Source organism: Methanospirillum hungatei JF-1 (assembly GCF_000013445.1).
GTDB lineage: Archaea > Halobacteriota > Methanomicrobia > Methanomicrobiales > Methanospirillaceae > Methanospirillum > Methanospirillum hungatei.
Genome location: NC_007796.1, coordinates 2,560,471 through 2,582,030 on the forward strand (window position 1 = coordinate 2,560,471; position 21,560 = coordinate 2,582,030).

Here is a 21,560-nt window from a genome sequence, read left to right on the forward strand (position 1 = left end):
CATAGAACTTTTCCTCACCATATTTCTCCTCAATCTACCATGAACCCTTATCTCCTGCGTATCTGCCCATATGCAACCATAACTCCGGCAACAATGAGAAGCATTGTTACCAGAACCGACGGACCACCTGAAGCAGAAGAAACCGGTGTTTTGGATACTGGAACCAGAGTTCCTGAGAGGACAGTTGTCTCCCCGCCGGCAACGTCAGTTTGTGTTGACCAGTCCTGGAATCCGGAAAGACGTAACAGTACCACATGTGATCCGGCCTCTACCTCAACTACTGCGGGAGTAATGCCCTTGTACAGATCATCCACATAAATCTGCACATTTGGAGGAGATGACGAGATATCCAGTGATCCCATCAACTTCCTGCTCAGGTCTATTCTGATCTCGGCAGGGAGACCATCTGGGACATTTACCCACATCTCCTGGCTTGCATACCCTGGAAATGACCCTGTTACGGCATGTTCACCAACTGTGATATTATCAATGATCAGAACCCCTGACTCCGGAACCTGTCCAGCCACTCTGCCATCAAGGGCGATATCCATGCCGACCGGGCTTCCATCAACATGCAGGGTTCCGGTCGCCTGATAATCCCCACCGGTCAGTTCTGGAGATGCTATCCCTGCTACCGGAAGAATAAGATGAAAAAGGAGAAAGCAGGAGAATACTCCGGCCATCACAAGAAAATGAATGGATCTCATTGCTTTACAGGCTCCGTCACATCTGCTGTAACCACCGGTTCAGGTGCCGGAGTGGAAACAAGGACTGCCTCAACTGAACCCAGGCTCCCCCCTAGCACAGACACATTGGCAACCCAGTCCTGATACCCGGCCTTCCTGATCATGACCGTATGTTCACCGGTTGTTATGTCTTTCATGCGTAACGGAGTCAGTCCGACCATCCGGTTGTCAACAAAGATCTCTCCCCCATCTGGATTTGAGTAAACATTCAATTCACCCAGCGGTGAAGGGATCATCTCAACCCGGTAGGTTGTAGCGGCATTGTCATCTACATAGAGCTGATCCGTGATCGTCTGATCACCCGGTTTTTGCGCGTTGACGACATACAATCCCCGTGGCACCGTGTATGCGATCAGGATTCCTGAATCAGGAGTTGTACCCATACTTTTATCATTTAATAGAAATTCAGCTCCGGCAGGTTCGCTGATAAACCGTACCATCCCGGTGCGTTCATATGAGGTCTTACTCAGGTCTATCTTGTATGCAATCGTCTTTCCAGGCTCGGTCTGGACATATGGCCCTGCATAGGGCAGATACCCGCTGTACTCCATCCGGACATTCTTCCATGACGGTGCAACCGTCGTATCGACCGGGATTGTTAATTTCCCGTTTGATATAAACCCCATATAGAGGGTATCAAAATAGACCCGGGCACCTTCCAGATCTGATCTGACTTCAATATAACCGATTCCGGGAGATGAAAACCGCTTCTCATCTCCGAGTGCCTGACAGCAGAATATGGTGGAAAAGAGCACCAGACTTGTCAGTAACATATGCCAGTTCACTTCACATCAACCCCTTATATGTGAGCATGGGCGATGAACGCTCATAATTCTTTGGAATAGTCATCCTCATACAATAATCATGCAGGGGAAGAGAAAGAGGAGGTTTACGGATTTAAAAATCAGAGAAATTCAGATAATGCATGACTTCAAGCTGGTCCAGAAACCGGTCATCAGATTGTACCAGGTCAGCGATGGCACTGCCTGGTTTATCTGATGATACTTGGGCGGGAGATTCTGTCGTCATGGTAAGAGCATGGAATACAGGTAAATCCAGAAACCCGGACTGGTGCGGGATCACGGTCTTGGAAGGGGAGTACCACACAGAGGGAACATACGGAGCATCAGTGTAGGAGGACATGAATGACTGCATTATATTTCACCTGTGTTTTTTTGAGGAGGATACGGAGGTTCGGATCATTCGATCCTGCTCACAGGTCTTCCTGTGACATCACCATCGTTGGCTGAAACTGCAGATAAGGGTTGAATAAGAAATTCTGTTGAATCCGTTCAGACTGATTTCGATACGGATGATCCTGACCCGGAGGGATCATGCAGAGAAAAACATTCCGATTGCTGGATCAGCACATCTGTGCGGGTTGAAAATGACTGAAACAGGTCACAGAATCCATCTAGATCTTTGAGCCATTAGAGAAGGTATTATCTCGAAATGGTAAAGTAAAAACTATCAAAAACTGGTTGCAACCAGTTGCAACACCATAATTTTTGATTTTTTCAAGAGCGGATATTCTCCTTGTGCGGAGGTTAAAAATAATTATCACCTGAAAACCAGACATGATTGTATGACGGAGGAAGTCCTAAAAATTCAGTCAGTGCATCCCATCTCACTCATACAATGCCTCATACCTTTTGGTGCCCTAATTGGTATGATCTCGGGAATTTTTCTCACACTTTTTGGTTTTGGAGTTTTTTGGCTTCGTTTTCCATCCCATTTGGGTCTCCAAGAGATTTTTGATCCTCTCATTATCTTTGGGACGATAACCGGGGCATTTTTTGGTGTTGTGATGGGTGTGATCAGTTCAATAATCCTTGGATCGATAATCGCCATTATATTCAATCAGACATGCCGAATAACTGGTGGGCTGATATTAAAGGTAAAAAGGGGAGAGGATCTAAACGAGCATTCCAGTCTCTGAAAACGGCTTTACTTTCAGCAAAATATAATCCCGCATTCTGGATGGCCGGATATCACAGACATCGGCAATTCTGATCCCGGCCTCAATCTCGATCTCCCTGATCTCTGCAGCATAAGGATCATACGGAAGTTTTATCCTTGTGCCGTCCATCTGCACAACAACCGGAATAGGTGAGGTCACTTCATGGATAGCAGGCACGTTCTCAAGGATGATATCCATAAGTCGGGCAGGTGTGACAGACAGGGGATCTTTAGCAATCCCGATTCGCTTCTGATCAATAACGCGGGAGACCTCCTCTACAATCTCATCAAGTCTGGCCAGCTCATGCGGTTCCTTGGTCCGGTGCATAAACCTGCCAAGACCGCCGATATATCCTGCAACCGGTGGATCTATTATCTTCATCAAGGTTTCTTTTGTCGGACCACCACAGACAACAATCGGCACCTGTATGCCCCGCCTGAAGGTAGGCATCTTCTCTTTTATACAGGTTTCAAAGTTGCCAAAGAGGTATATTGCAAGATCATGCTCATTGATGATATCCCGCTCCTCATCAGACAACAGACCGATTCGTTTGCCAAATCCGCGTGCAAGCCCGATCATGTTGGTCTTTGCACCGGCTGTCCGGAGATATTCAGCAACATCACATGAGGCATGAGGGAGATGATGAATCTCAAGTGACATCGAGACTACTGCAATCTCAGTCCCGACAAGCGGGGCTGGTTTAACCTCGCCGGCAAGGGGACGGGAGACTGTTTTTAAAATCTCAATATCTTCCTTCGGGATTAGAGCCTGGAGAACGACTTCCTGGGCAATCATATGTTTCTGAATGATATACCCGCCCATATCCTCGATAAGGTCCAGGATCTCATCATGACGAAAGACGCCCCCCTTGTAGGTTATAGGCACCAGGATCATGATGCAGCCTCCATTATCCTGAACTGCTCATCAACAAGAGGGGTGACATCTTCAGGCAGAGTATTTTCACTTGCGACAAACCAGAACCTGCCATTATGAAAGTTCTGCTTTTTCACCCGGAAACCCTCCGGACAGATGACCTGCATGGAGTAGATGAGATCCTTAAAGAGCCCCTCGGTCGGATCTGCAACCGCCAGATCTTCAATGCCGGATGAGGCCGCATCCCCGGAGGTCAGAATCTCGATGGTAAACCGGTCCGGCTGTGATACCTGATCTTTTCCATAACTCTTCCAGAGGATTTGCAGAAGATCTGCAAGGAACGTCTCATCTGCGATTGCCAGAGTAATCTTTTGCCCATCATAGGTAACTCCAGCAAGATCTGACACGGTAATTGTTCGGGGCACAGTTCGTGTGATCCCCACCGCCACAAAAACAGGAACAGATGGATCTATAAAAATCCGAAGTCTCTCCAGGACTTTGAGGAGATTATGATCCGTGATCACCGTTGAAGCGATCCGCCGGTAGAGCTGTCCTCCAACCGGTTCGGTTGAGTCTACCTCAAAATACTCCAGCGTCGACATACCAATCAGCTCTTCTCCACAAATCCTGAAGACAATAATGCGGCTCCGACCGAACCGATGTACTGGGAATGATGAGGAACAACAATCTCGGTCTGGAGCAGGTTTCCCATGGCCCGTACAAGACCCTGGATTAGTGACGTCCCTCCGACCATGACGACCGGTTCTTTAATATCTATCTCTTGGAGTTGCTGCTCAAAGACCTGTTCGGCGACAGAATGACAGGCGGCGGCGGCAACATTCTCTTTTGAGTGCCCTTCTGCAAGGGCATTTACCAGGCTCTGTGTCCCAAAGACGATACAGTAACTGTTCATTGGGACATCTTCTCCCATCCCCTTCATGGCTAACGGGCCCAGCTCGGTAATATCTACTCCTAACCGTTTTGCCGTCATCTCAAGGAATCGCCCGGATGCCCCGGCACAGATACCTCCCATGGTAAACGTACCCGGGATACCATCAAGGACAGATATGGCTTTGTTATCCATACCTCCGATATCGATCACAGTTGACGGACCATGCTGACAGTCGGCGAGGAAGACAGCACCTTTACTGTTTACCGTCAGCTCTTCCTGAATGAGGTCTGCCCCGATACGCTCCCCTATGAGGAACCGGCCATACCCGGTTGTCCCAACAGCATCAAGATCCTCACGTGTGACGCCGGCTTCTTCAAGTGCAAGAGCGATGACCTCATCTGCACTGGTCAGTACTTCAGTTGTCGGACGCCAACCGGTTCCGATGATCTCATTGTCCTGCATGATCACCGCCTTTGTTGTGGAGGAACCGGAGTCTACCCCCATGGTAAGACCGGTCTGACGCTCACGGGCTAGAAGGGCACGCCGCCGTGCAATCGTCGTCAAGGCCTCCATCCTCGTAAGAAGGGTCCCGGAGGTTGTCCGTTCGGTGAAGGAGTAACTGACCACGGGAAGCCTCGAGTGTTCATGGATGTACCGCCGGAGTTCATTCCTGACAATCGCCGCCTCCGCACATCTGAAACATGATGCAATAAATACTGCATCTGCTTCTGCTGAACCTTCTACCAGGGCAACGGCACGGGCGATGGCAAGTTTCAGATCACCGGATTTGACATCAAGTCCGAAATCCCTGAAATTTCTCCGGATATCGGACAGTGAGAGATCAGGGAAGAAGACCTCTGCCCCAACGGCCTCAGCTGCTGTGTAAATCTCTTTCTGGACTCCTGAATACTCAGGTCCGCAGGATAACTGGGCAATACGGACAGTCTCTTCCTTCATGATGAACCTCCAAGACCGGTGAGGAACTCTTTGACCCTCCGAACAAAGATGATCCCTTCTTCCTCATCGGCAGGATAGTCAAGTTCAAGGATGGGGACCTTCTTTTGTTTCACAAGGAATTCCACCAGTTCATCGGTTCTGGCACATCCCATACACCCAAAAGCAAAATCCGGATTCCTGACAATAATGGCCGCCTCAGCCCTGTCAATCAGGGGACCAAAAAGAGACATACGCCCCCTGACACCGGATGGCACTTCAACAGCAGCCCACCGTAGCCCCTTCTTTGCATCATCAGGAGTCATCTGAAGGGGTGGAGAATCAAGACCTGCTGTCTGGATACGTTCCCGAACCGAAAGAGCGGTTCCCAGAGGCTTATGACCAAACCGTGCGACAAGATCTGAGAGGATAAGACTTGTTGCCGGATAGATAAACACCTCTGCCATTCAGGCCTCCTGTTCGATCAGTTCCATCAGTCTTTTCACCGATAATCCTTCCGTTTCTTTTTGTTCTGATCCATGAACCGGTCTCTCAGATGGCGATTCCAGCTCTTCAAGTCCGATTGCGATTCTCCTGATAAAACCCATCTCATATTCATGTCCAAAATATCCTGGTCGTGCTCCCCCGAGATTTGCCCGGCACCGGCGGGGATCACCGGGTGGAAAACCCCGGTCCTTTACATAGATATGTGCCGGATCAAGCGCTCTGATATGTGCGATAACCCGTTCCACCTCCTCTTCTTCGCCGGTGATCTGCAGGCCAAAGCAGGTCTCTTTTATCATGACCCTGCCTGATACCTCATAGGCCCGTGCTGCAATGTCATCGGGTGTTGCCTTATACGATTCAATAAAGACGTATTTCGTAACGGTCCCGGCATACAGTGGCGGAATTGTTCCCTTCATGGCCTGACCTCCCTGAAGAACACAACCTCTCCTTCTTCCAGCCCTGCAATCTTTTCCATATCGATCACGGTACCGATGATATTTGTTCCGGAGAACGGTTCAGAAGTCGGACCGAACTCTGATGAAGGAACAGACCTCACCCCGACGATTCCAACCCCCTTACAGGAATCATTCGTCATCGCAAGCACACCTGCTTCAACTGATGAAACTGGAGTGTTCTCAGGGATCACATTTGTCGTCTTCGGAATTTTTGCTTTAAAAAGGGTGACTTCATCAAAGGAGAAGAGCATCGGAAGTCTTCCGACTGCGTGATACTTAAGGCCTGAGAATTCCCTGAAAATTTTACAGGTCCGGGGGGCATTCACATCATCAAGAGTGATAGATATAACTTGTTTGTCAGGTATGGTCTCGACCTCTACAAGACCCTGGGCAAGTACCTCAAGGGTAGTCGCTGGTTTTTGTTTAATGACTACACGGTCAGGACCGTCAACATCAGGGGTGAGCGTAAGATGAAGCGCTTCTGCCCGTTCCCGTGCCATCGCAAGCGGCAGTCCAATCAGGTCGACCTGTGAGGGTTCAATCTGAATGCTCAACCGGTCACCCTCCTGCGCAATTTTACAGAGTTCGATACCATGGACAACATGGCCGACGACGGTATGAGCAAGACTTCTTGGGAGATCCTGAGTATAGATATATAGTGATCCGCGGTTTTTCCCGGATGTCCGCATTAACACTGTTCCTTCCCGTCTGCCTGAACATGCTTCACAGGGAACATCAGTCCCTGTCAGGACATCGCATCTGATATGAGTGCTCAATCGTTTGTCAACAATAAATACCCGGTTCAGGAGAGCGAGAAGCATCCGATCAACGCTGACCGCGGTTTTTGGATCATACCCATCAAGAGTTTTTCCTTCGGCCTGAACCCTGATATGCGTGATGATGTGCATTCCCTCTTCAAGAACAACTGAACCATCCGTTGTTGTTCTGGCGTCAGAAGACTCAGCAAACGAAATAACCGGCTCAATGGATATAATCTGATCCGAATCACTGAGCCGATCCAGAACACCCATCCCGGAGATGACTTTTGCAATTATCCCATTCTCTACAGGACCGCCGTGATCTGCGGCATGTGTCTTTTTACAGAATACCAGAAATGACCGTGCAGGGTCATATCCTCCGCATCCGAGTGCCAGATCCCCGCGTTCATACCGGGAAGGTTTTCTGGAAGGAGTAAAAGATGAGGGGAAAGGACCAAAACTTGCAACCTGCAGATCATGCCAGCCTGATTGTATACCGGAAAGACCGGTCAGGATCTCCCCCGCACAAGTCCCGGGCATAGTTTCCACAACCACTTCGCCAGCGGTTGTTTTTATAAGAAATTCTTTCGTCTCTGCCTGACTGACGGTGACCGGCCGTAGTATGCCAATGCAGAGACTCCGGTCACGGTCTGGCAGAAGATCATCAATTGTGAATCCGTCTGGTACTGTGGTGATCGTTCCATCAAAATGGATTGTGGGCATTGCCACTCCTGTTACTCTTGTGCCATCCGTTCCCGTTCCTGCTCGGTAATCTCTTCCAGTACCTCAGCTGTCGGTCCAATCTTTACGATCTTACCAAACCGCATAAGGGCACACCGGTCACAGATATCCCTGACAAAATCCATGTCATGTGAGACCACGATGAAGGTCTCTTCCATCTCTTCCCGTGCGTGCATGATGGAATGCTTGACATCGACCTTGGTAATCGGATCCATTGTTCCGGTTGGCTCGTCTAATACAACAATATGTGGTTCACGAATAAGAACCTGAGCCAGAGCGACCCGGTGCCGCTCACCTTCACTCAAAGTTGATGGAAGACGTTCCAGTACCTCACGTGCTTTCTCCTCAGTAAATCCTGCCATCTTCAGAGTAATGATGGCTTTCCGCATTGCAAGTTCCTTTGGAAACTCAAGTCCGATTGCATCGGTCAGATTATCCAGAATGGTCCGGTGGGGGAAGAGATCATATTCCTGGTGCAGAAGACCAATATACTGTTTTGCCCGTCCACGAAGGTCAAAGCCGGGTTTTGTCATATCAACCCAGTCTTCTCCGACAAGAACATTGAGTTCACCGGCTGTCGGTTCAATAACACCCGCTATCATCTTGGAAAGAGTGGTCTTCCCGGCACCTGATGTTCCGATGATTCCAAAGATTTCCTTGTGAAATACTTCAAACTGGACTGAATCAACCGCTTTTATTAGCCCCCGATCAACGGAAATATACCGTTTTGAAAGTTCACGTGTCTTGAGGATCTCCTTACCCAGTTCAATCTCACAGAACTTTTCAAGGTCAGAAAATCCTTCCATAAAGACCTCTATAACCTCATCCGGAGTCCCGATCTTTTTTATTGCACCATTTTCAAGAAGAATTGCCCTGGTCACCACATCCTCAAGGATCTGGGTAAAGTGTGAGGTTACAACCATGGACATGTTCGAAGCTTTGGCAGCAGCTTCAAGCATATTATGAACAAGATTTGCCGTTTTGGGGTCAAGAGTTCCAGTCGGCTCATCGGCAAAGAGACAAAAAGGTTCCTTTGCAAGCTGACGTGCAAGCACCACCCGCTGTTTTTCTCCCCCGGAGAGATCTCGTGCGATATGCATCATCCGGTGTGAGAGATGGACCTGATCAATAAGATCTGCAGCACGTCCCACAGATTTTTTTGCAGGATATCCAATATCCTCGAGGGCGCGGAGAACATTATCGATGACCCGGTCGTTCCCATACAACGCAAAAGTTCGCTGAAACATGATCGCATTTCGTTTCATGATCCGTCGTTTCAGCGCTTCATTTGCGGGATCCCAGAAATCAATATCCTGGGGAGTCATTGTCCCACCACACACCGGACATGGCTCTCCTACCTTACTCTGTATCCCGACATATTCACATGATTCACAAAGAGCCATGTGGTAGATGATCTTTCCAGAGGTGGGAGGCTGATCCACACCCCGGAGCAGGTGCATGAGCACTGTTTTTCCAGCACCGCTCCTGCCGATGATACCGAGTATTTCTCCTTCCTCAAGAGTGAAGGAAATATTTTTCAGGACCTCCTTTCCGTCGAAGGCCATAGTAAGGTTATCAACCGTGATCAGGGGTCTCATCTTGCAAACACCTTTCGTAAGGTATGGTTAGCACTGATGCGTATTACATCTTTATTTCTGCATGTGAATTTTCACGATCGGCAAATCCCCTTCAGGATTACGACTTTTCCAAGACATCATACACAATATCAGGAACCATCCGAAGGTCACGAATACAGTAATCGGCCTCGGAGATCAGTTCATGAGGTTTAACTGAAGGTTGTTGATTACTCAAAATCGCAATATCTGCAGCACGCATTGCTTTCAAATCATTGATGGAATCACCTACCATCATAACAATATCGTATTGCTGTTTCAAATCACGGACAATCTTCTCCTTGATCGCAGGAGTTGCCACCCCGAATACCCGGTCCCGTGGAATACCCAGATAATCTGCCATGCGTTCCAGCTTCGCCTCCCGGTCCCCTGATGCAATGTACGTAAAAACTCCCCGGCGGTGAAGAGCACTGATGGTCTCCTGTGCTCCTGGAAACGGAGTTCCACCTGCCGTCACACAGAATTCAATGATCATAAGACCGGTATGAACGATGAGGCCGTTATTTAATGCAACTATCTCCTGCTCCTTGATTTCTGACCAGATAATCCGCATACATTCCTGCATATCTCCGATTTTCGCCTGCCTGTCATCATGAAGGATGGTTTTCACAGCCTCTTTTTCAATAACCTTCCTGGTGCAGGAGATCCCAAATGCGATATCGTGATCCCTGATGAAATCTGAAACCAGAAGGTCAGGAGATGCCTTCATAAAATCCCGGGAATGGCCATGCAGGACGCATAATACGCGATCAGGATCTGCATAGGTAAGCATGGTGGTCTCGACGTCTACGAGCAGTTCGCCGGTCCGTACATCCTTTGCAATCCGGTACGTCCGCAGCAAAGTGCCGGCACTATCAAACACAACAGCGACGTGCATGAAGGCTCTATCAGATAGGAGTTACGCAGTTAACTTTTATTATAGAAAGATCTATATATATTGACAACGCCTATAATATACGTGCCTATAACGAAGCAGCCTTCAGATGTAGATTATATCAATTACCTCATCGCAGCTCGATGCGACGTTTCTTGTGTAAAAGTCGCTGATTGTTATTCGACGTCTGAATTCTCGATATCACATGATACCTTCAATCGATTCCTAACAAGACAGTCTCTAACTCCTGAGACGTTGTGGGCTGAAGTTGAGGCATATGTTGACAGAAAAAGGGGCTGGTTGGTTCTGGATGACACTATTCTAGATAAAAAACATTCCAAAAAAATCGAATGTACATATTACCAGTGGAGTGGAAAAGAGCACAAAGTAATCAAAGGAATAGGATTGATTACCTTAATTTGGACAGATGGAATCACTTCATTTCCAATTGATTATCGAATTTATGATAAGGATGTTGATGATAAGACCAAAAATGATCATCTCCAAGAAATGGCCTTGACAGCTTTCAAAAGAGGATTTACTCCTGCCTTTGTCATGTTTGATAGTTGGTATTCCGGAAATGAAAATTTGAAGTTGATTAACCGTCTTGGATGGTTTTATTTCACACGAGTTAAGAAAAATCGTATGGTCAATCCCGATGCCCAAGGTAATGTTCAAGTGTCATCATTAAATATACCAGAGGAGGGATTAGAAGTCCATTTAAAGAAATATGGATTTATTCGTCTTTTTCACTCACTAAATCGTAAAGGTGTAAGTAGATATTGGGCAACCAATTTTTTGCCGATGAATAATGAAGATAGGCTGGTTTTACAATCTATTTGCTGGACAATCGAGAATTATCATAGGGCTATCAAAGAACTATGTGGTGTCGAAAAATGCCAAGCTAGAAAGGGAATTATCCAACGAAATCATATTAATTGCTCACTTCGGGCATATTTACGATTCGAAGTCAATAAATTTTTGAATGGTGTTACTCCGTACGATGCTCAATGGCAAATCATAAAAGTTGGAATTTCAGAATATATTCAGAACCCAAAATATGCGCTATAAATTTTTTAGAGGTTGTTCTGCGTAACTCCTATCAGATAATACAGAAGGAGAACAGATAATACCCGATGGCCAGATTTAGGATCTGCAAATGTCAGGGATATGCCAAGAATTATTCTGATAAGAAAAGATAACAAGAGATATGACGCTTGAAGAGACTGCCGGAAAGATCAGATCCATGGAAATAAGGGGTGCTGGCAGGATTGCGAGAGCTGCTGCCAGAGCCCTCTATGAACATTCCATGGAAGCGGAAAGCGCAGATCTCGCCCAATACTGTCAGAGGATGTATGCAGCTGCAGAACTTCTTGTTTCAACACGGCCGACTGCAGTCTCACTTCCCAATGCAGTCAACCTGGTCATGAAACCACTTAAAAATGAATCCGACCTTTTCACCGCCAGACATAATCTGGAGGAACGGGCCCTTGCATTTATCAAACGTTCTGAAGAGGCAGTCTCCCGGATTGGAACCATCGGAGCCAGGCATATCAGGGATGGTGATGTGGTCATGACCCATTGCAACTCCGAAGCTGCGCTTGCCTGCATTCTCAAGGCCCACCAGCAGGGAATGGATATCGAAGTCTATGCAACGGAGGTCCGACCACGCAACCAGGGGCATATCACCGCTAAAACCTTATCTGATGCAGGCATAAAAACGAACTTCATCGTTGATTCTGCAGCCAGATATTTCATGAAAGAGGTGGACATCTGTATTACCGGGGCAGATGCAATCACCGTCAATGGTTCAATCATAAACAAGATAGGGACATCACAGATAGCTCTTGCCGCCCATGAAGCACGGGTGAGTTTTGTGGTTGCAGCAGAGACATACAAATTCGCCCCCTGTACGATTCTTGGAGAGCGAATTCTCATAGAAGAGCGTTCACCAGATGAGATACTCTCCGGTGATATGAGAAAACAACTACCGCATGTCACCGTGAGAAATCCTACCTTTGACATTACACCAGCCGATTATGTTGACCTCATTATCACTGAGGCCGGTGTTTATCCCCCGGAGATGGCATATACCGTTATTAAAGAACAACTCCACTGGGATACCGAGGATATGAGTTTAGAGCTTCCCTATTGCGAGGAAGAATAACATGACAGACGTTATTGCAACATATTATTTCAGACCACGAGAAGGAGTCACTCCTGAATGGGCTGCACAGGCTATCGCAGAAGAACAGACGACCGGAACCTGGACCGACATCTCCACACGGCAAAACTATGTCCACTACCTGGATGGCGTTGTGGACGAAATTCATCCCAGTGGTGGCGGGTACACCTGCACAATTCGGTACCCGTCAGAGATATTTGAACCTGGAAATATCCCCCAGTACCTCTCGGTTCTTGCAGGCAACCTTTTTGGTCTCTCCCGGATAGCAGCAGTGCGACTGGTGGATGTGGAGTTTTCGCGTGACATTGTCCCCTTTAAAGGACCGAAATTCGGGATAGAAGGGGTCAGAAAACTGGCAGGCACTGTTGACCGGCCTCACGTGGGAACAATCATAAAACCTAAGGTTGGTCTGAACCCGAAAGATACGGCCGCAGTCGCATATGAGGCTGCGATTGGTGGCGTGGATCTGATCAAGGATGATGAAACCCTCACCGATCAGGCATTCTGTCCTCTTGGAGAACGGCTTCCTCTCATTATGGAACAACTTGACCGGGTGAAGAGTGAGACTGGACGGAATGTTCTCTATGCAGTAAACATCTCTTCTGCAGGTGACAAAATCGTCCAGCGGGCACGAGAAGCGGCGAGGATGGGTGCAAACATGCTCATGATTGATGTCATCGTGTGTGGTTTCGATGCAGTCAGGGCAGTCGCAGAAGAGCCTGGAATCAATCTGCCCATACATGTTCACCGGACCATGCATGCGGCAATTACAAGAAATCCGGAACACGGGATTGCTATGCGCCCCATATGCCGGCTTGTGCGGATGCTTGGCGGGGACCAGCTCCATACCGGGACAGTTTCAGGAAAGATGGAGCACGATGTCACGGAGTTGCGCGGTGATAACCTGGCCCTGACTGAACCATTCTTTGATCTGAAACCGACATTCCCCGTTGCTTCAGGCGGACTCCATCCGGGAGGGGTCCATAAAGAGGTCAGCATGCTCGGACGGGACATCATTCTCCAGGCAGGCGGAGGAATTCACGGCCATCCGGACGGGACACGGGTAGGTGCAACAGCAATGAGACAGGCAGTTGACGCCGCCGTTGCCGGGATTTCACCAGCGACATATGCAGAGGACCATCCCGAGCTGAAACGGGCACTGGATAAATGGGGAATTGCATAACTAATATACATGGAAATACCATTTGTCAAACTCCACGGAAACGGGAATGACTTTATCCTGATCGACGAGTACGCAGGTGAAAAAATACCTGATGACATGAAAGGTCATTTTGCTGCAGTCTATTGTGACAGAAAGTTCGGGATTGGTGGGGATGGTGTTCTGTTTCTCCTGAAATCGAACGATGGTATCAGGATGCGCCTCTTCCAGCCTGATGAGAGTGAGGCAGAGATGTGCGGGAATGGCATCAGGTGCCTGGCCAAATACGCCTTTGATGCCGGATATGTGAAAAGCCCCTGTACTATCCAGACTCTTGCCGGACCGGTCATGGTTAGGATGGAGTATGATGAGGACGGCGACTTTATGGCAGAAGTGGAGATGACACCGCCCATATATGAAAGTCCGGGGATACCGGCCAAAGGGAAAGGTGATTTTCATGAGATAATCAACGGGTACGAAGTATTTGCCGTCAATACCGGTGTCCCTCATGCAGTCATCTTTGTCAGGGATCTCGACTCCCTTGATCTCATAAAAATGGCCCCTCCAATCAGGCACAGCCAATTCTTCCCATCCGGAGCAAACGTGAATTTTGTGGAGATAACCGGAGAAAATTCGATTCAGATCCGGACCTTTGAACGGGGCGTCGAAGCGGAGACACTCTCCTGTGGGACCGGTGCCACGGCCTCAGCTGCAATCGCGTACCGCCTCTCTAAAACCGGTCCTGTTGTCGAGGTGGAGACTATCGGCGGGCCTCTAACTATCACCATAAAAGATGGAGCCTTCATGAAAGGTCCCGCAGATACGGTATTTACCGGGATGCTTCATCTTGACGGGTAATTTCCCCTCTGTTTTTTCCGCAATACCCTGCGATTTTTCCTGCGGAGAGTGCCAGAAGTAAAAATCCGCATACAGCACCGATCATAAGCAGTACCGTTGTCAGGGGTGATGAGCCAAATGAGCTCTCACCACCACGAATAAGAAGAAGGACGCCTTCAGGTATCGCTTTCGCAAAGGAACTGTGAAGAAGAGCAGGATCATACACTGCGGTTCTGCTTACCCATCCGGAGAGGTGCAAACTTGTGCCAAGCATAATCCCCCCGGTCATGAGCAGGGCGGTTGTTCCACTTAAAATATCCATTATCCCGCCTTCAGAGGTTACCAGTTCCTGAAACAGGTATCCTGCCTGGTGACCCAGGAAGAGGAGAAGAAAAAACTCTGCGGGCAGAAAGAGAGAGGATGCCGCCGGCCAGACAGACACCCAGAATGTCTCTGTGGCAATCAGGGCCAGTATGCATGAGAGTAAAAACCTCCGGCGGTTACCCCTCATACCATATATGCCAGTAATGAAAAGAAGTGTCAGAAATAGTAGAATAACTGGTCGTGCTGATGGGTCAGAGGGCAGGACAGGCACAATGATCACCATCGGAATGAGTGCAAGGAATAATATCGGCAGATCATTCCAGACTTTTCTGCTACCCTTCAATACATATCCATACGTATCCGGATTTTGCCGGATGATATCCATAACAATATTTTTTCCTCTCCGAAGATGAACTACACGGAAGAATTGATGAATATCTTTAATGCACTCTGCGGGCAATCATGTGATACCGGAATCAGGATGATCTATGGTCGATACTATCAGTGACAAGGAGGCAGAACGCTGGAAGTCTGAAGGTATCCGTTATGCCACAAATCAGAAATTTGAAGACGCAATTCACTATTTTGAGAAGGCATCCGCACTAAATCCGGTTGATGAGGAGATATATTTCCAGAAAGGCCTTGCGTTTATGAACCTCATCCGGTACCAGGAAGCAGTTGAGGCCTTTGAGGAAGCCCTCAAATTAAACGATAAAGATCCCCGGTACTGGCTCTATATGGGAATAAACTACTTTTTTATGGGCCGGTATAGTAAGGCTATTCCCTGTTTTAACATGGTCCTTGAGATAGATCCGACCAATCTTCATGCATTAAGCAACAAAGGTTCCGCTCTTGCGGAGATCGACAGGCACCAGGAATCTGTCGAGTGTTTTAACCGGATCCTCGAACTTATACCAGGGGATGTCAATGCACTTTTTAATAAAGGGATCAGCCTGATGAAACTGAAAGACTATAAATCTGCAATCGGATGCTTTAAAGAGATATTAAAGCAGGATGCAGAGGACTCCGATGCATGGTTTGAACTTGGAAACTGTCTTTCAAAGACTGACAACTGCAAAGAGGCTATCAAGTGTTTTGACCGGGTTATCAGGATTGAGCCTAACCATGCGGAAGTGTATGATGCAAAGGTGGAATGCCTCCGAAGTCTTGGCCTGAATGATGAGGCAGATGAACTCATTGCAAAACGTGAGATGGACGACTGGTAGGTCCATCGATCACCCGATAATCTAAATCTTTATTTCTCCCGTTCTCCTATGCAATAGGTTGGATGAGTTGTACAATAATCGTGGGCGGGAACTTTGGTGATGAAGGGAAAGGAAAGATTGTTTCTCATGTTGCTCACCAGGATCGCCCGACAATAATCACACGGGGAGGTGTTGGTCCGAATGCGGGACATACTGTTATGGTCGGCGAGAAAAAATTCGGCGTCCGCATGTGTCCGTCCGGATTTGTCTATCCTGATGCCAGACTGATGATCGGAACCGGTGTGCTGGTAGATCCGCGTGTATTCAAACATGAAATTGAGGTTCTCGGAGTGGAGGGAAGGATATTCCTGGATAAGCGGTGTGCAATCATTGAAGAAGCACATATTCAGGAGGATAAAACCAACACGCACCTGTCGAAAAAGGTCGGATCAACCGGCACCGGATGTGGCCCTGCAAACCGCGATCGTGCCATGCGGGTTGCCAGACTCGCGCGTGATATTCCTGAGTTGAGTTCATATCTTGTCGATGTCCCACTTGAGGTGAATACCGCGCTTGACAATGATGAAAATGTTGTGATTGAAGGGACACAGGGGTTTGGAATTTCTCTCTACTTCGGCCATTATCCGTTCGTTACCAGCAAAGACACCTGTGCTGCACAGATGGCGGCAGATAATGGTGTCGGGCCGACCAGAGTGGATGACGTCATTGTTGTGTTTAAGGCTTTCCCGACCAGAGTAGGAGAAGGTCCCTTCTCAACTGAGATGTCCAGTGAAAAGGCACATGAAAAGGGCATTCAGGAGTTTGGAACGGTTACCGGCAGAGAACGGCGGATTGGAACCTGGGACGGAGAGATGGCCAGATATGCTGCTATGATAAATGGATGCACCCAGGCAGCTATCACCGGAATTGACCACGTGGATCCCTCCTGTTTTGGTGCTACCCAGTACTCACAGCTGACAAAGACTGCGAAGGATTTCCTGAAACAGGCCGAAGATGACATCGGTGCACCGGTAACACTCATCTCAACCGGACCTGAACTCTCCCAGATTATTGATATACGGGCCGAATACGAATGAAACGCGAATTATACGATATACTCTGCTGTCCGGTCTGCAAGGGCGACCTTGAACTGAAAGTGACAGAAGAGAATGACATTGAGATCATCACCGGGTCACTCATCTGCCACGCCTGTTCAGTTACATATCCGATAGAAGACGGGATTCCAAACCTTCTTCCCCAGAACATCTAATACAGATGATAATCCAACTACCTGTCCTTTTTTTTGCACTCCTGATCGACCGGGTGTGCGGTGATCCCAAGACCACCCTCCATCCGGTGGCCCTGATCGGCCAGGTAATTGGCTGGTGGGGAAGACCGGAACAATATCCGAAGCCATTTCACCGGTTTATTGGTGTTATCGGGTGGCTTGGGACTGTAATTCTCTTCACTATGCCTTTTGCTCTCTTCCAGATGGCTGCACCATGGTATGTATACCTGATAGCCGGCCCGTTTCTCCTCAAAATCTGCTTTGCCTGGAGAGCACTTGAAGAGCATGCCAGGGCGGTTGCACAGGCAGCATCCAAGCAGGAACGGGCACACCAGGCCTCTCTTTTGGTATCCAGGGATACGTCAGTACTGACCGAGGAGCAGATCCTCTCTGCCGCCTATGAGTCAGTTGCAGAAAATCTCAATGACAGCATCATCGCTCCCCTCTTCTGGTTTCTCATCCTTGGCCTGCCAGGTGCTGCGATGTACCGGGCGATCAATACCATGGATGCCATGCTGGGGTATACTGATGAGCGAAAAGACCTGGGATGGTGTGCAGCCAGAATGGATGATATCTTCTCCTTCATTCCTGCACGAATATGCGGCCTTCTGCTTTTCATCATGTATGCTATGAAGGGAAGAATCAAACCAGCTTACGCAATCTTCATTCGTGACCGGAAAAAGAGACCAGGATTTAACGGAGGCATCCCTATGTCCCTGATAGCCGGAGGGGAGGGGATACTCTTTGAAAAACCCGGGATGTACCGGATAGGAGAGGAGATTAAGACCCTTCGGGAGGCTGGTCCCTCGATAATCCGGACGGTTCGTCTTTCAACCCTCCTTTTTTGTTTGTTTACCGGTATCGCACTAGTATTATTGGACGGTGTGCCCAACATATACGGAATATGATACTTGAAGACCTCCGGTTCGGCACCGAACTTATTAAACGGGGATTTGCGTCCATGCAAAAAGGGGGCGTAATAATGGATGTGGTATCTGCCGAACAGGCCGGTATTGCAGAAGACGCAGGAGCAGTTGCGGTTATGGCACTTGAGCGTGTTCCTGCCGATATCAGAGCAGCGGGCGGTGTTGCCCGGATGGCAGACCCAAAAAAGATAATCGAGATCATGGACGCGGTCTCCATCCCGGTCATGGCAAAAGCTCGGATTGGTCATTTCGTTGAAGCACAGGTGCTTGAGGCACTGGGTGTTGACATGATCGACGAATCAGAGGTCCTGACCCCTGCTGACGAAGAATACCATATCGATAAGACAAAATTCACCGTCCCCTTTGTCTGTGGTGCACGAAATCTTGGTGAGGCACTGCGCAGGATAAACGAAGGAGCAGCCATGATCCGTACCAAGGGAGAAGCAGGTACAGGAAATGTTGTGGAAGCGGTGCGGCATAACCGGACCATCCTCTCAGAGATCAGAAAACTCAAAGGGATGGAAGAGATTGAACTCGTGAAACGGGCACGGGAACTTGAAGCCCCTGTTGATCTTTTAATTGAAACCGCAAAGCGTCAGCGTATTCCGGTTGTTAACTTCTCTGCAGGAGGCATAGCAACACCCGCAGACGCAGCACTCATGATGCAGCTTGGAAGTGACGGAGTATTTGTCGGTTCAGGAATCTTCAAATCTGAACAGCCTGAACTCATGGCAAAAGCTATCGTTGAGGCAGTAAACCACTACAATGAACCTGCTGTGATAGCTGAGGTCTCCAAAGGGCTGGGCAATGCAATGCGTGGTCTTGACATCCATGCCCTCCCACCTGAAGAGGTGCTCTCAAATCGTGGCTGGTAATGCTGCGGTTGGTGTCCTGGCACTCCAGGGAGATGTTTCCGAACACATCTCGGCATTTGAGTCGGCAATACAGAACCTGGGACTGAACATCCCGGTTGTTCCCGTTCGAAAAGCGGAGCAGATTTTGGATCTGATGGCGCTTGCAATACCAGGTGGTGAATCCACAACCATCATGCGGCTCATAGAAAAGAACGGAATGAGAAACATCATTCAGAATTTTAAGGGAGGTATCTTTGCAACCTGTGCTGGCATGGTTGTGTCTGCACGGGACCTTATCAACGAAACCAGGTTTACCCCTCTTGACCTCCTCGATATCACCGTCAACAGAAATGCATTCGGAAGGCAGCGCGAATCTTTTGAAGCGGACCTTCAGATATCAGGATTTGATACCCCGTTTCATGCAATATTCATCAGGGCACCGGTGATCACCAGAGCAGGGCCGGATGTTACCATCCTTGCAGAGATTCCACAGGGGATCGTGGCGGCAAAAAAAGGGAAGAAACTCATCCTCTCCTTTCACCCGGAGATCAGCCATGACCTCCGGATGCATGAGTACTTCCTGAAAGATATGCTCGGCTAAAAAGAATTACTTCGCTTTTCCCTGATTTTTCACCGCTTCCATGGCGGCCTTTACCTTCTCCTCATCGCCAAGATAATAGGATCTGACCGGTTTGAGGTTGTCATCCAGTTCATACACCAATGGTATACCGGTCGGGATATTCAGATCAGGGATGTCAGTATCTGATATATTGTCAAGATGTTTGACCAGGGCCCGCAGGCTGTTCCCGTGAGCCGTTATCAAAACCCGCTTTCCTGATCTGATAACCGGAGCGATCTCGTCATTCCAGTACGGGATGAACCGTGCTACCGTATCCTTCAGACACTCGGTCATCGGCAGATCGCTTCTCTTTATCTCCTGGTACCGGCGGTGATAGGATGGATTATCGAGGTTATCCGGAGTATAGGCCGGTGGAGGGATGTCATAGCTTCTTCTCCAGATATGAACCTGCTGTTCACCATACTTCTCCACCGTCTCGATCTTATTCAGCCCGGTCAGAGCCCCATAATGACGCTCATTCAGGCGCCATGTCCGGATCACCGGAATCCACATAAGGTCCATCTCTTCCTGAATAAGCCAGAGTGTCCGGATGGCACGTTTCAGAACTGACGTATACGCAAGGTCAAACTCAAAACCCTGCTCCCTGAGCGCTTTGCCTGCAGCCCGTGCCTCATCAATGCCCTGGGGGGAGAGATCAATATCACGCCAGCCGGTAAACCGGTTCTCCCGGTTCCAGAGACTTTCTCCATGACGAATCAGAACCAGTGTATACATAATAAATCATCTGTACGTTGGTGATACAATCGGTTAATTCATCTGGAAAGGTTTTATGGGAACGCTCTCCAATCATCAGTTATGACCATTCGTACCGGATGGCTACTGATGATACTGTTCCTTGCCGTTATGCTCCCGGCCCATGCTGCAGTGAATATTACATCAGAGGGATTGATCGTGAGTGAAACCGGATATGCGGGTGGTTCGCTTACGGTGATTGAAGTGGTAAAAAATGCAGGAGATGATGAGACTGGGCCGGTGACCATCTCCTATTATCTGGTAAATGAAAGTGAGGGGAATGCAAAGCGGGTTCCGATTGGATCCGCAGATCTTGAGTCGATAACTTCAGGAGGGGATTATTCAAGCGTAAAGACTTTCCTTTTGCCCCTTGACCTTGCCGATGGTGCATATAACTTTGTCAGGGAGGTCATGGGAAAAGATACCACACAAGTTCAGCAAAAAACGATACATATCGCGGATCCACTCCCCGATGGCAGTGATGCAGACCTGGTGGGATCCGGCCTCATCATCCCCTCTCGTGCCGGACCCGGGGATCAGATTCGGGTTATTGCCGCGGTGGAAAACAGAGGAGGAACTGATGCTGGTATGTTCTATGTTGATATGTACCTGACGAACCGGTCGGTTCAGGCAACTGAGCCACTGCTTCTCGGCACGTGGGAGGTGGGATCAGTACCGGCAACCGGACAGGCGAGCACCACCCGGACTTTTACCATCCCCCGTGATATTGTAGCAGGAACGTACGGCGTACTCATGGATGTGGATCCGGGCAATCTTGTTCCGGAGCGTGATGAAGCGAACAATGACTGGTACCGTGACGGGATGATCCGGATCATCGCCGGAGGGCCGCAGACCATCGCTCCTCCTGTTCTTATGAACACCACTACATCTATTGTCATGATCAGTCAGGACCAGAACTCTTCTGACCAGTCCTGATATCATCCTTTTTTCAACATCCTCTCTATGCACCAGCGTATATTTTATACTGAACCAGGTGATACATTATAGTGGTAAATTGAGTCAGCAGTGGATACCTT

General features: G+C 48.6%; 24 protein-coding genes. 11 read left to right on the forward strand and 13 right to left on the reverse strand.

Features of this window, described 5'->3' with window-relative positions:
• Positions 1–47: 47 nt before the first annotated feature.
• The 11 genes from MHUN_RS11980 to MHUN_RS12035 form a co-directional block, all read right to left on the reverse strand.
• Positions 48–707, reverse strand: a complete 660-nt coding sequence (locus tag MHUN_RS11980; RefSeq protein WP_011449264.1) for a PEGA domain-containing protein — start codon at positions 705–707, stop codon at positions 48–50.
• Positions 704–1,519, reverse strand: coding sequence for a PEGA domain-containing protein (locus tag MHUN_RS11985; protein ID WP_011449265.1), 816 nt, complete (start codon positions 1,517–1,519; stop codon positions 704–706). The genes MHUN_RS11980 and MHUN_RS11985 overlap by 4 nt, the downstream gene beginning before the upstream one ends.
• A gap of 124 nt (positions 1,520–1,643) precedes the next feature.
• On the reverse strand, positions 1,644–1,901 hold the full coding sequence (locus tag MHUN_RS11990; protein ID WP_011449266.1) for a hypothetical protein: 258 nt from the start codon (positions 1,899–1,901) through the stop codon (positions 1,644–1,646).
• Positions 1,902–2,661: 760 nt separating this feature from the next.
• A complete protein-coding gene (locus MHUN_RS12000) occupies positions 2,662–3,600 on the reverse strand; it encodes a methanogenesis marker 7 protein (RefSeq protein WP_011449268.1) in 939 nt (312 codons plus the stop codon).
• Positions 3,597–4,181, reverse strand: a complete 585-nt coding sequence (locus MHUN_RS12005) for a methanogenesis marker 17 protein (protein ID WP_011449269.1) — start codon at positions 4,179–4,181, stop codon at positions 3,597–3,599. Before MHUN_RS12005 ends, MHUN_RS12000 begins: the two co-directional genes overlap by 4 nt.
• Before the next feature lie 5 nt (positions 4,182–4,186).
• Positions 4,187–5,428: a methanogenesis marker 15 protein gene (locus MHUN_RS12010; RefSeq protein WP_011449270.1), complete on the reverse strand. Its 1,242-nt coding sequence runs from the start codon at positions 5,426–5,428 to the stop codon at positions 4,187–4,189.
• Positions 5,425–5,871 carry a methanogenesis marker 5 protein gene (locus tag MHUN_RS12015; protein WP_011449271.1) on the reverse strand — a complete coding sequence of 149 codons (447 nt, stop codon included), beginning with the start codon at positions 5,869–5,871 and terminating at the stop codon, positions 5,425–5,427. The genes MHUN_RS12010 and MHUN_RS12015 overlap by 4 nt, the downstream gene beginning before the upstream one ends.
• Positions 5,872–6,327, reverse strand: coding sequence for a methanogenesis marker 6 protein (locus MHUN_RS12020; RefSeq protein ID WP_011449272.1), 456 nt, complete (start codon positions 6,325–6,327; stop codon positions 5,872–5,874). It lies immediately after the preceding gene.
• Positions 6,324–7,847, reverse strand: coding sequence for a methyl-coenzyme M reductase-associated protein Mmp3 (locus MHUN_RS12025; protein WP_011449273.1), 1,524 nt, complete (start codon positions 7,845–7,847; stop codon positions 6,324–6,326). The genes MHUN_RS12020 and MHUN_RS12025 overlap by 4 nt, the downstream gene beginning before the upstream one ends.
• 11 nt (positions 7,848–7,858) lie before the next feature.
• Positions 7,859–9,463 carry a methyl coenzyme M reductase system, component A2 gene (gene atwA, locus MHUN_RS12030; RefSeq protein ID WP_011449274.1) on the reverse strand — a complete coding sequence of 535 codons (1,605 nt, stop codon included), beginning with the start codon at positions 9,461–9,463 and terminating at the stop codon, positions 7,859–7,861.
• A gap of 97 nt (positions 9,464–9,560) precedes the next feature.
• Positions 9,561–10,376: an HAD family hydrolase gene (locus MHUN_RS12035; protein ID WP_011449275.1), complete on the reverse strand. Its 816-nt coding sequence runs from the start codon at positions 10,374–10,376 to the stop codon at positions 9,561–9,563.
• An 81-nt stretch (positions 10,377–10,457) separates the two neighbouring features.
• Here MHUN_RS12035 and MHUN_RS12040 point away from each other — a divergent pair, with 81 nt between their 5' ends.
• The 4 genes from MHUN_RS12040 to dapF all read left to right on the forward strand — a co-directional run bounded on the left by MHUN_RS12040 (position 10,458) and on the right by dapF (position 14,575).
• Positions 10,458–11,444, forward strand: a complete 987-nt coding sequence (locus tag MHUN_RS12040; RefSeq protein ID WP_011449276.1) for an IS701 family transposase — start codon at positions 10,458–10,460, stop codon at positions 11,442–11,444.
• A gap of 139 nt (positions 11,445–11,583) precedes the next feature.
• Positions 11,584–12,540 (forward strand): ribose 1,5-bisphosphate isomerase, encoded by a 957-nt coding sequence (locus MHUN_RS12045; RefSeq protein WP_011449277.1) that lies wholly within the window; start codon positions 11,584–11,586, stop codon positions 12,538–12,540.
• 1 nt (position 12,541) lies between these two features.
• On the forward strand, positions 12,542–13,741 hold the full coding sequence (locus MHUN_RS12050; RefSeq protein ID WP_011449278.1) for a RuBisCO large subunit C-terminal-like domain-containing protein: 1,200 nt from the start codon (positions 12,542–12,544) through the stop codon (positions 13,739–13,741).
• 9 nt (positions 13,742–13,750) lie between these two features.
• Positions 13,751–14,575 carry a diaminopimelate epimerase gene (gene dapF / locus MHUN_RS12055; protein ID WP_011449279.1) on the forward strand — a complete coding sequence of 275 codons (825 nt, stop codon included), beginning with the start codon at positions 13,751–13,753 and terminating at the stop codon, positions 14,573–14,575.
• Here the strand turns inward: dapF and MHUN_RS12060 are convergent.
• Positions 14,547–15,263 (reverse strand): hypothetical protein, encoded by a 717-nt coding sequence (locus tag MHUN_RS12060; protein WP_011449280.1) that lies wholly within the window; start codon positions 15,261–15,263, stop codon positions 14,547–14,549. The genes dapF and MHUN_RS12060 overlap by 29 nt on opposite strands.
• A 103-nt stretch (positions 15,264–15,366) precedes the next feature.
• Between MHUN_RS12060 and MHUN_RS12065 the strand changes: the two genes are divergently transcribed.
• The 6 genes from MHUN_RS12065 (at position 15,367) to pdxT (ending at position 19,752) form a co-directional block, all read left to right on the forward strand.
• Positions 15,367–16,104 carry a tetratricopeptide repeat protein gene (locus MHUN_RS12065; protein WP_011449281.1) on the forward strand — a complete coding sequence of 246 codons (738 nt, stop codon included), beginning with the start codon at positions 15,367–15,369 and terminating at the stop codon, positions 16,102–16,104.
• A 62-nt stretch (positions 16,105–16,166) separates the two neighbouring features.
• Positions 16,167–17,180, forward strand: coding sequence for an adenylosuccinate synthetase (locus MHUN_RS12070; RefSeq protein WP_011449282.1), 1,014 nt, complete (start codon positions 16,167–16,169; stop codon positions 17,178–17,180).
• On the forward strand, positions 17,177–17,353 hold the full coding sequence (locus MHUN_RS18365) for a methytransferase partner Trm112 (RefSeq protein WP_011449283.1): 177 nt from the start codon (positions 17,177–17,179) through the stop codon (positions 17,351–17,353). The genes MHUN_RS12070 and MHUN_RS18365 overlap by 4 nt, the downstream gene beginning before the upstream one ends.
• Before the next feature lie 5 nt (positions 17,354–17,358).
• Positions 17,359–18,279, forward strand: coding sequence for an adenosylcobinamide-phosphate synthase CbiB (cbiB, locus tag MHUN_RS12075; RefSeq protein ID WP_011449284.1), 921 nt, complete (start codon positions 17,359–17,361; stop codon positions 18,277–18,279).
• On the forward strand, positions 18,276–19,172 hold the full coding sequence (gene pdxS, locus MHUN_RS12080; RefSeq protein WP_011449285.1) for a pyridoxal 5'-phosphate synthase lyase subunit PdxS: 897 nt from the start codon (positions 18,276–18,278) through the stop codon (positions 19,170–19,172). Before cbiB ends, pdxS begins: the two co-directional genes overlap by 4 nt.
• Positions 19,162–19,752 (forward strand): pyridoxal 5'-phosphate synthase glutaminase subunit PdxT, encoded by a 591-nt coding sequence (pdxT, locus tag MHUN_RS12085; RefSeq protein ID WP_011449286.1) that lies wholly within the window; start codon positions 19,162–19,164, stop codon positions 19,750–19,752. Before pdxS ends, pdxT begins: the two co-directional genes overlap by 11 nt.
• Before the next feature lie 6 nt (positions 19,753–19,758).
• On the opposite strand, the gene gpmA is transcribed toward pdxT, so the two are convergent.
• Entirely contained in the window at positions 19,759–20,505 is a 747-nt protein-coding gene (gene gpmA, locus MHUN_RS12090; protein ID WP_011449287.1) for a 2,3-diphosphoglycerate-dependent phosphoglycerate mutase, read from the reverse strand.
• 108 nt (positions 20,506–20,613) lie between these two features.
• Between gpmA and MHUN_RS12095 the strand changes: the two genes are divergently transcribed.
• A complete protein-coding gene (locus tag MHUN_RS12095; RefSeq protein ID WP_048067497.1) occupies positions 20,614–21,459 on the forward strand; it encodes a CARDB domain-containing protein in 846 nt (281 codons plus the stop codon).
• The last annotated feature ends 101 nt before the right edge of the window (positions 21,460–21,560 follow it).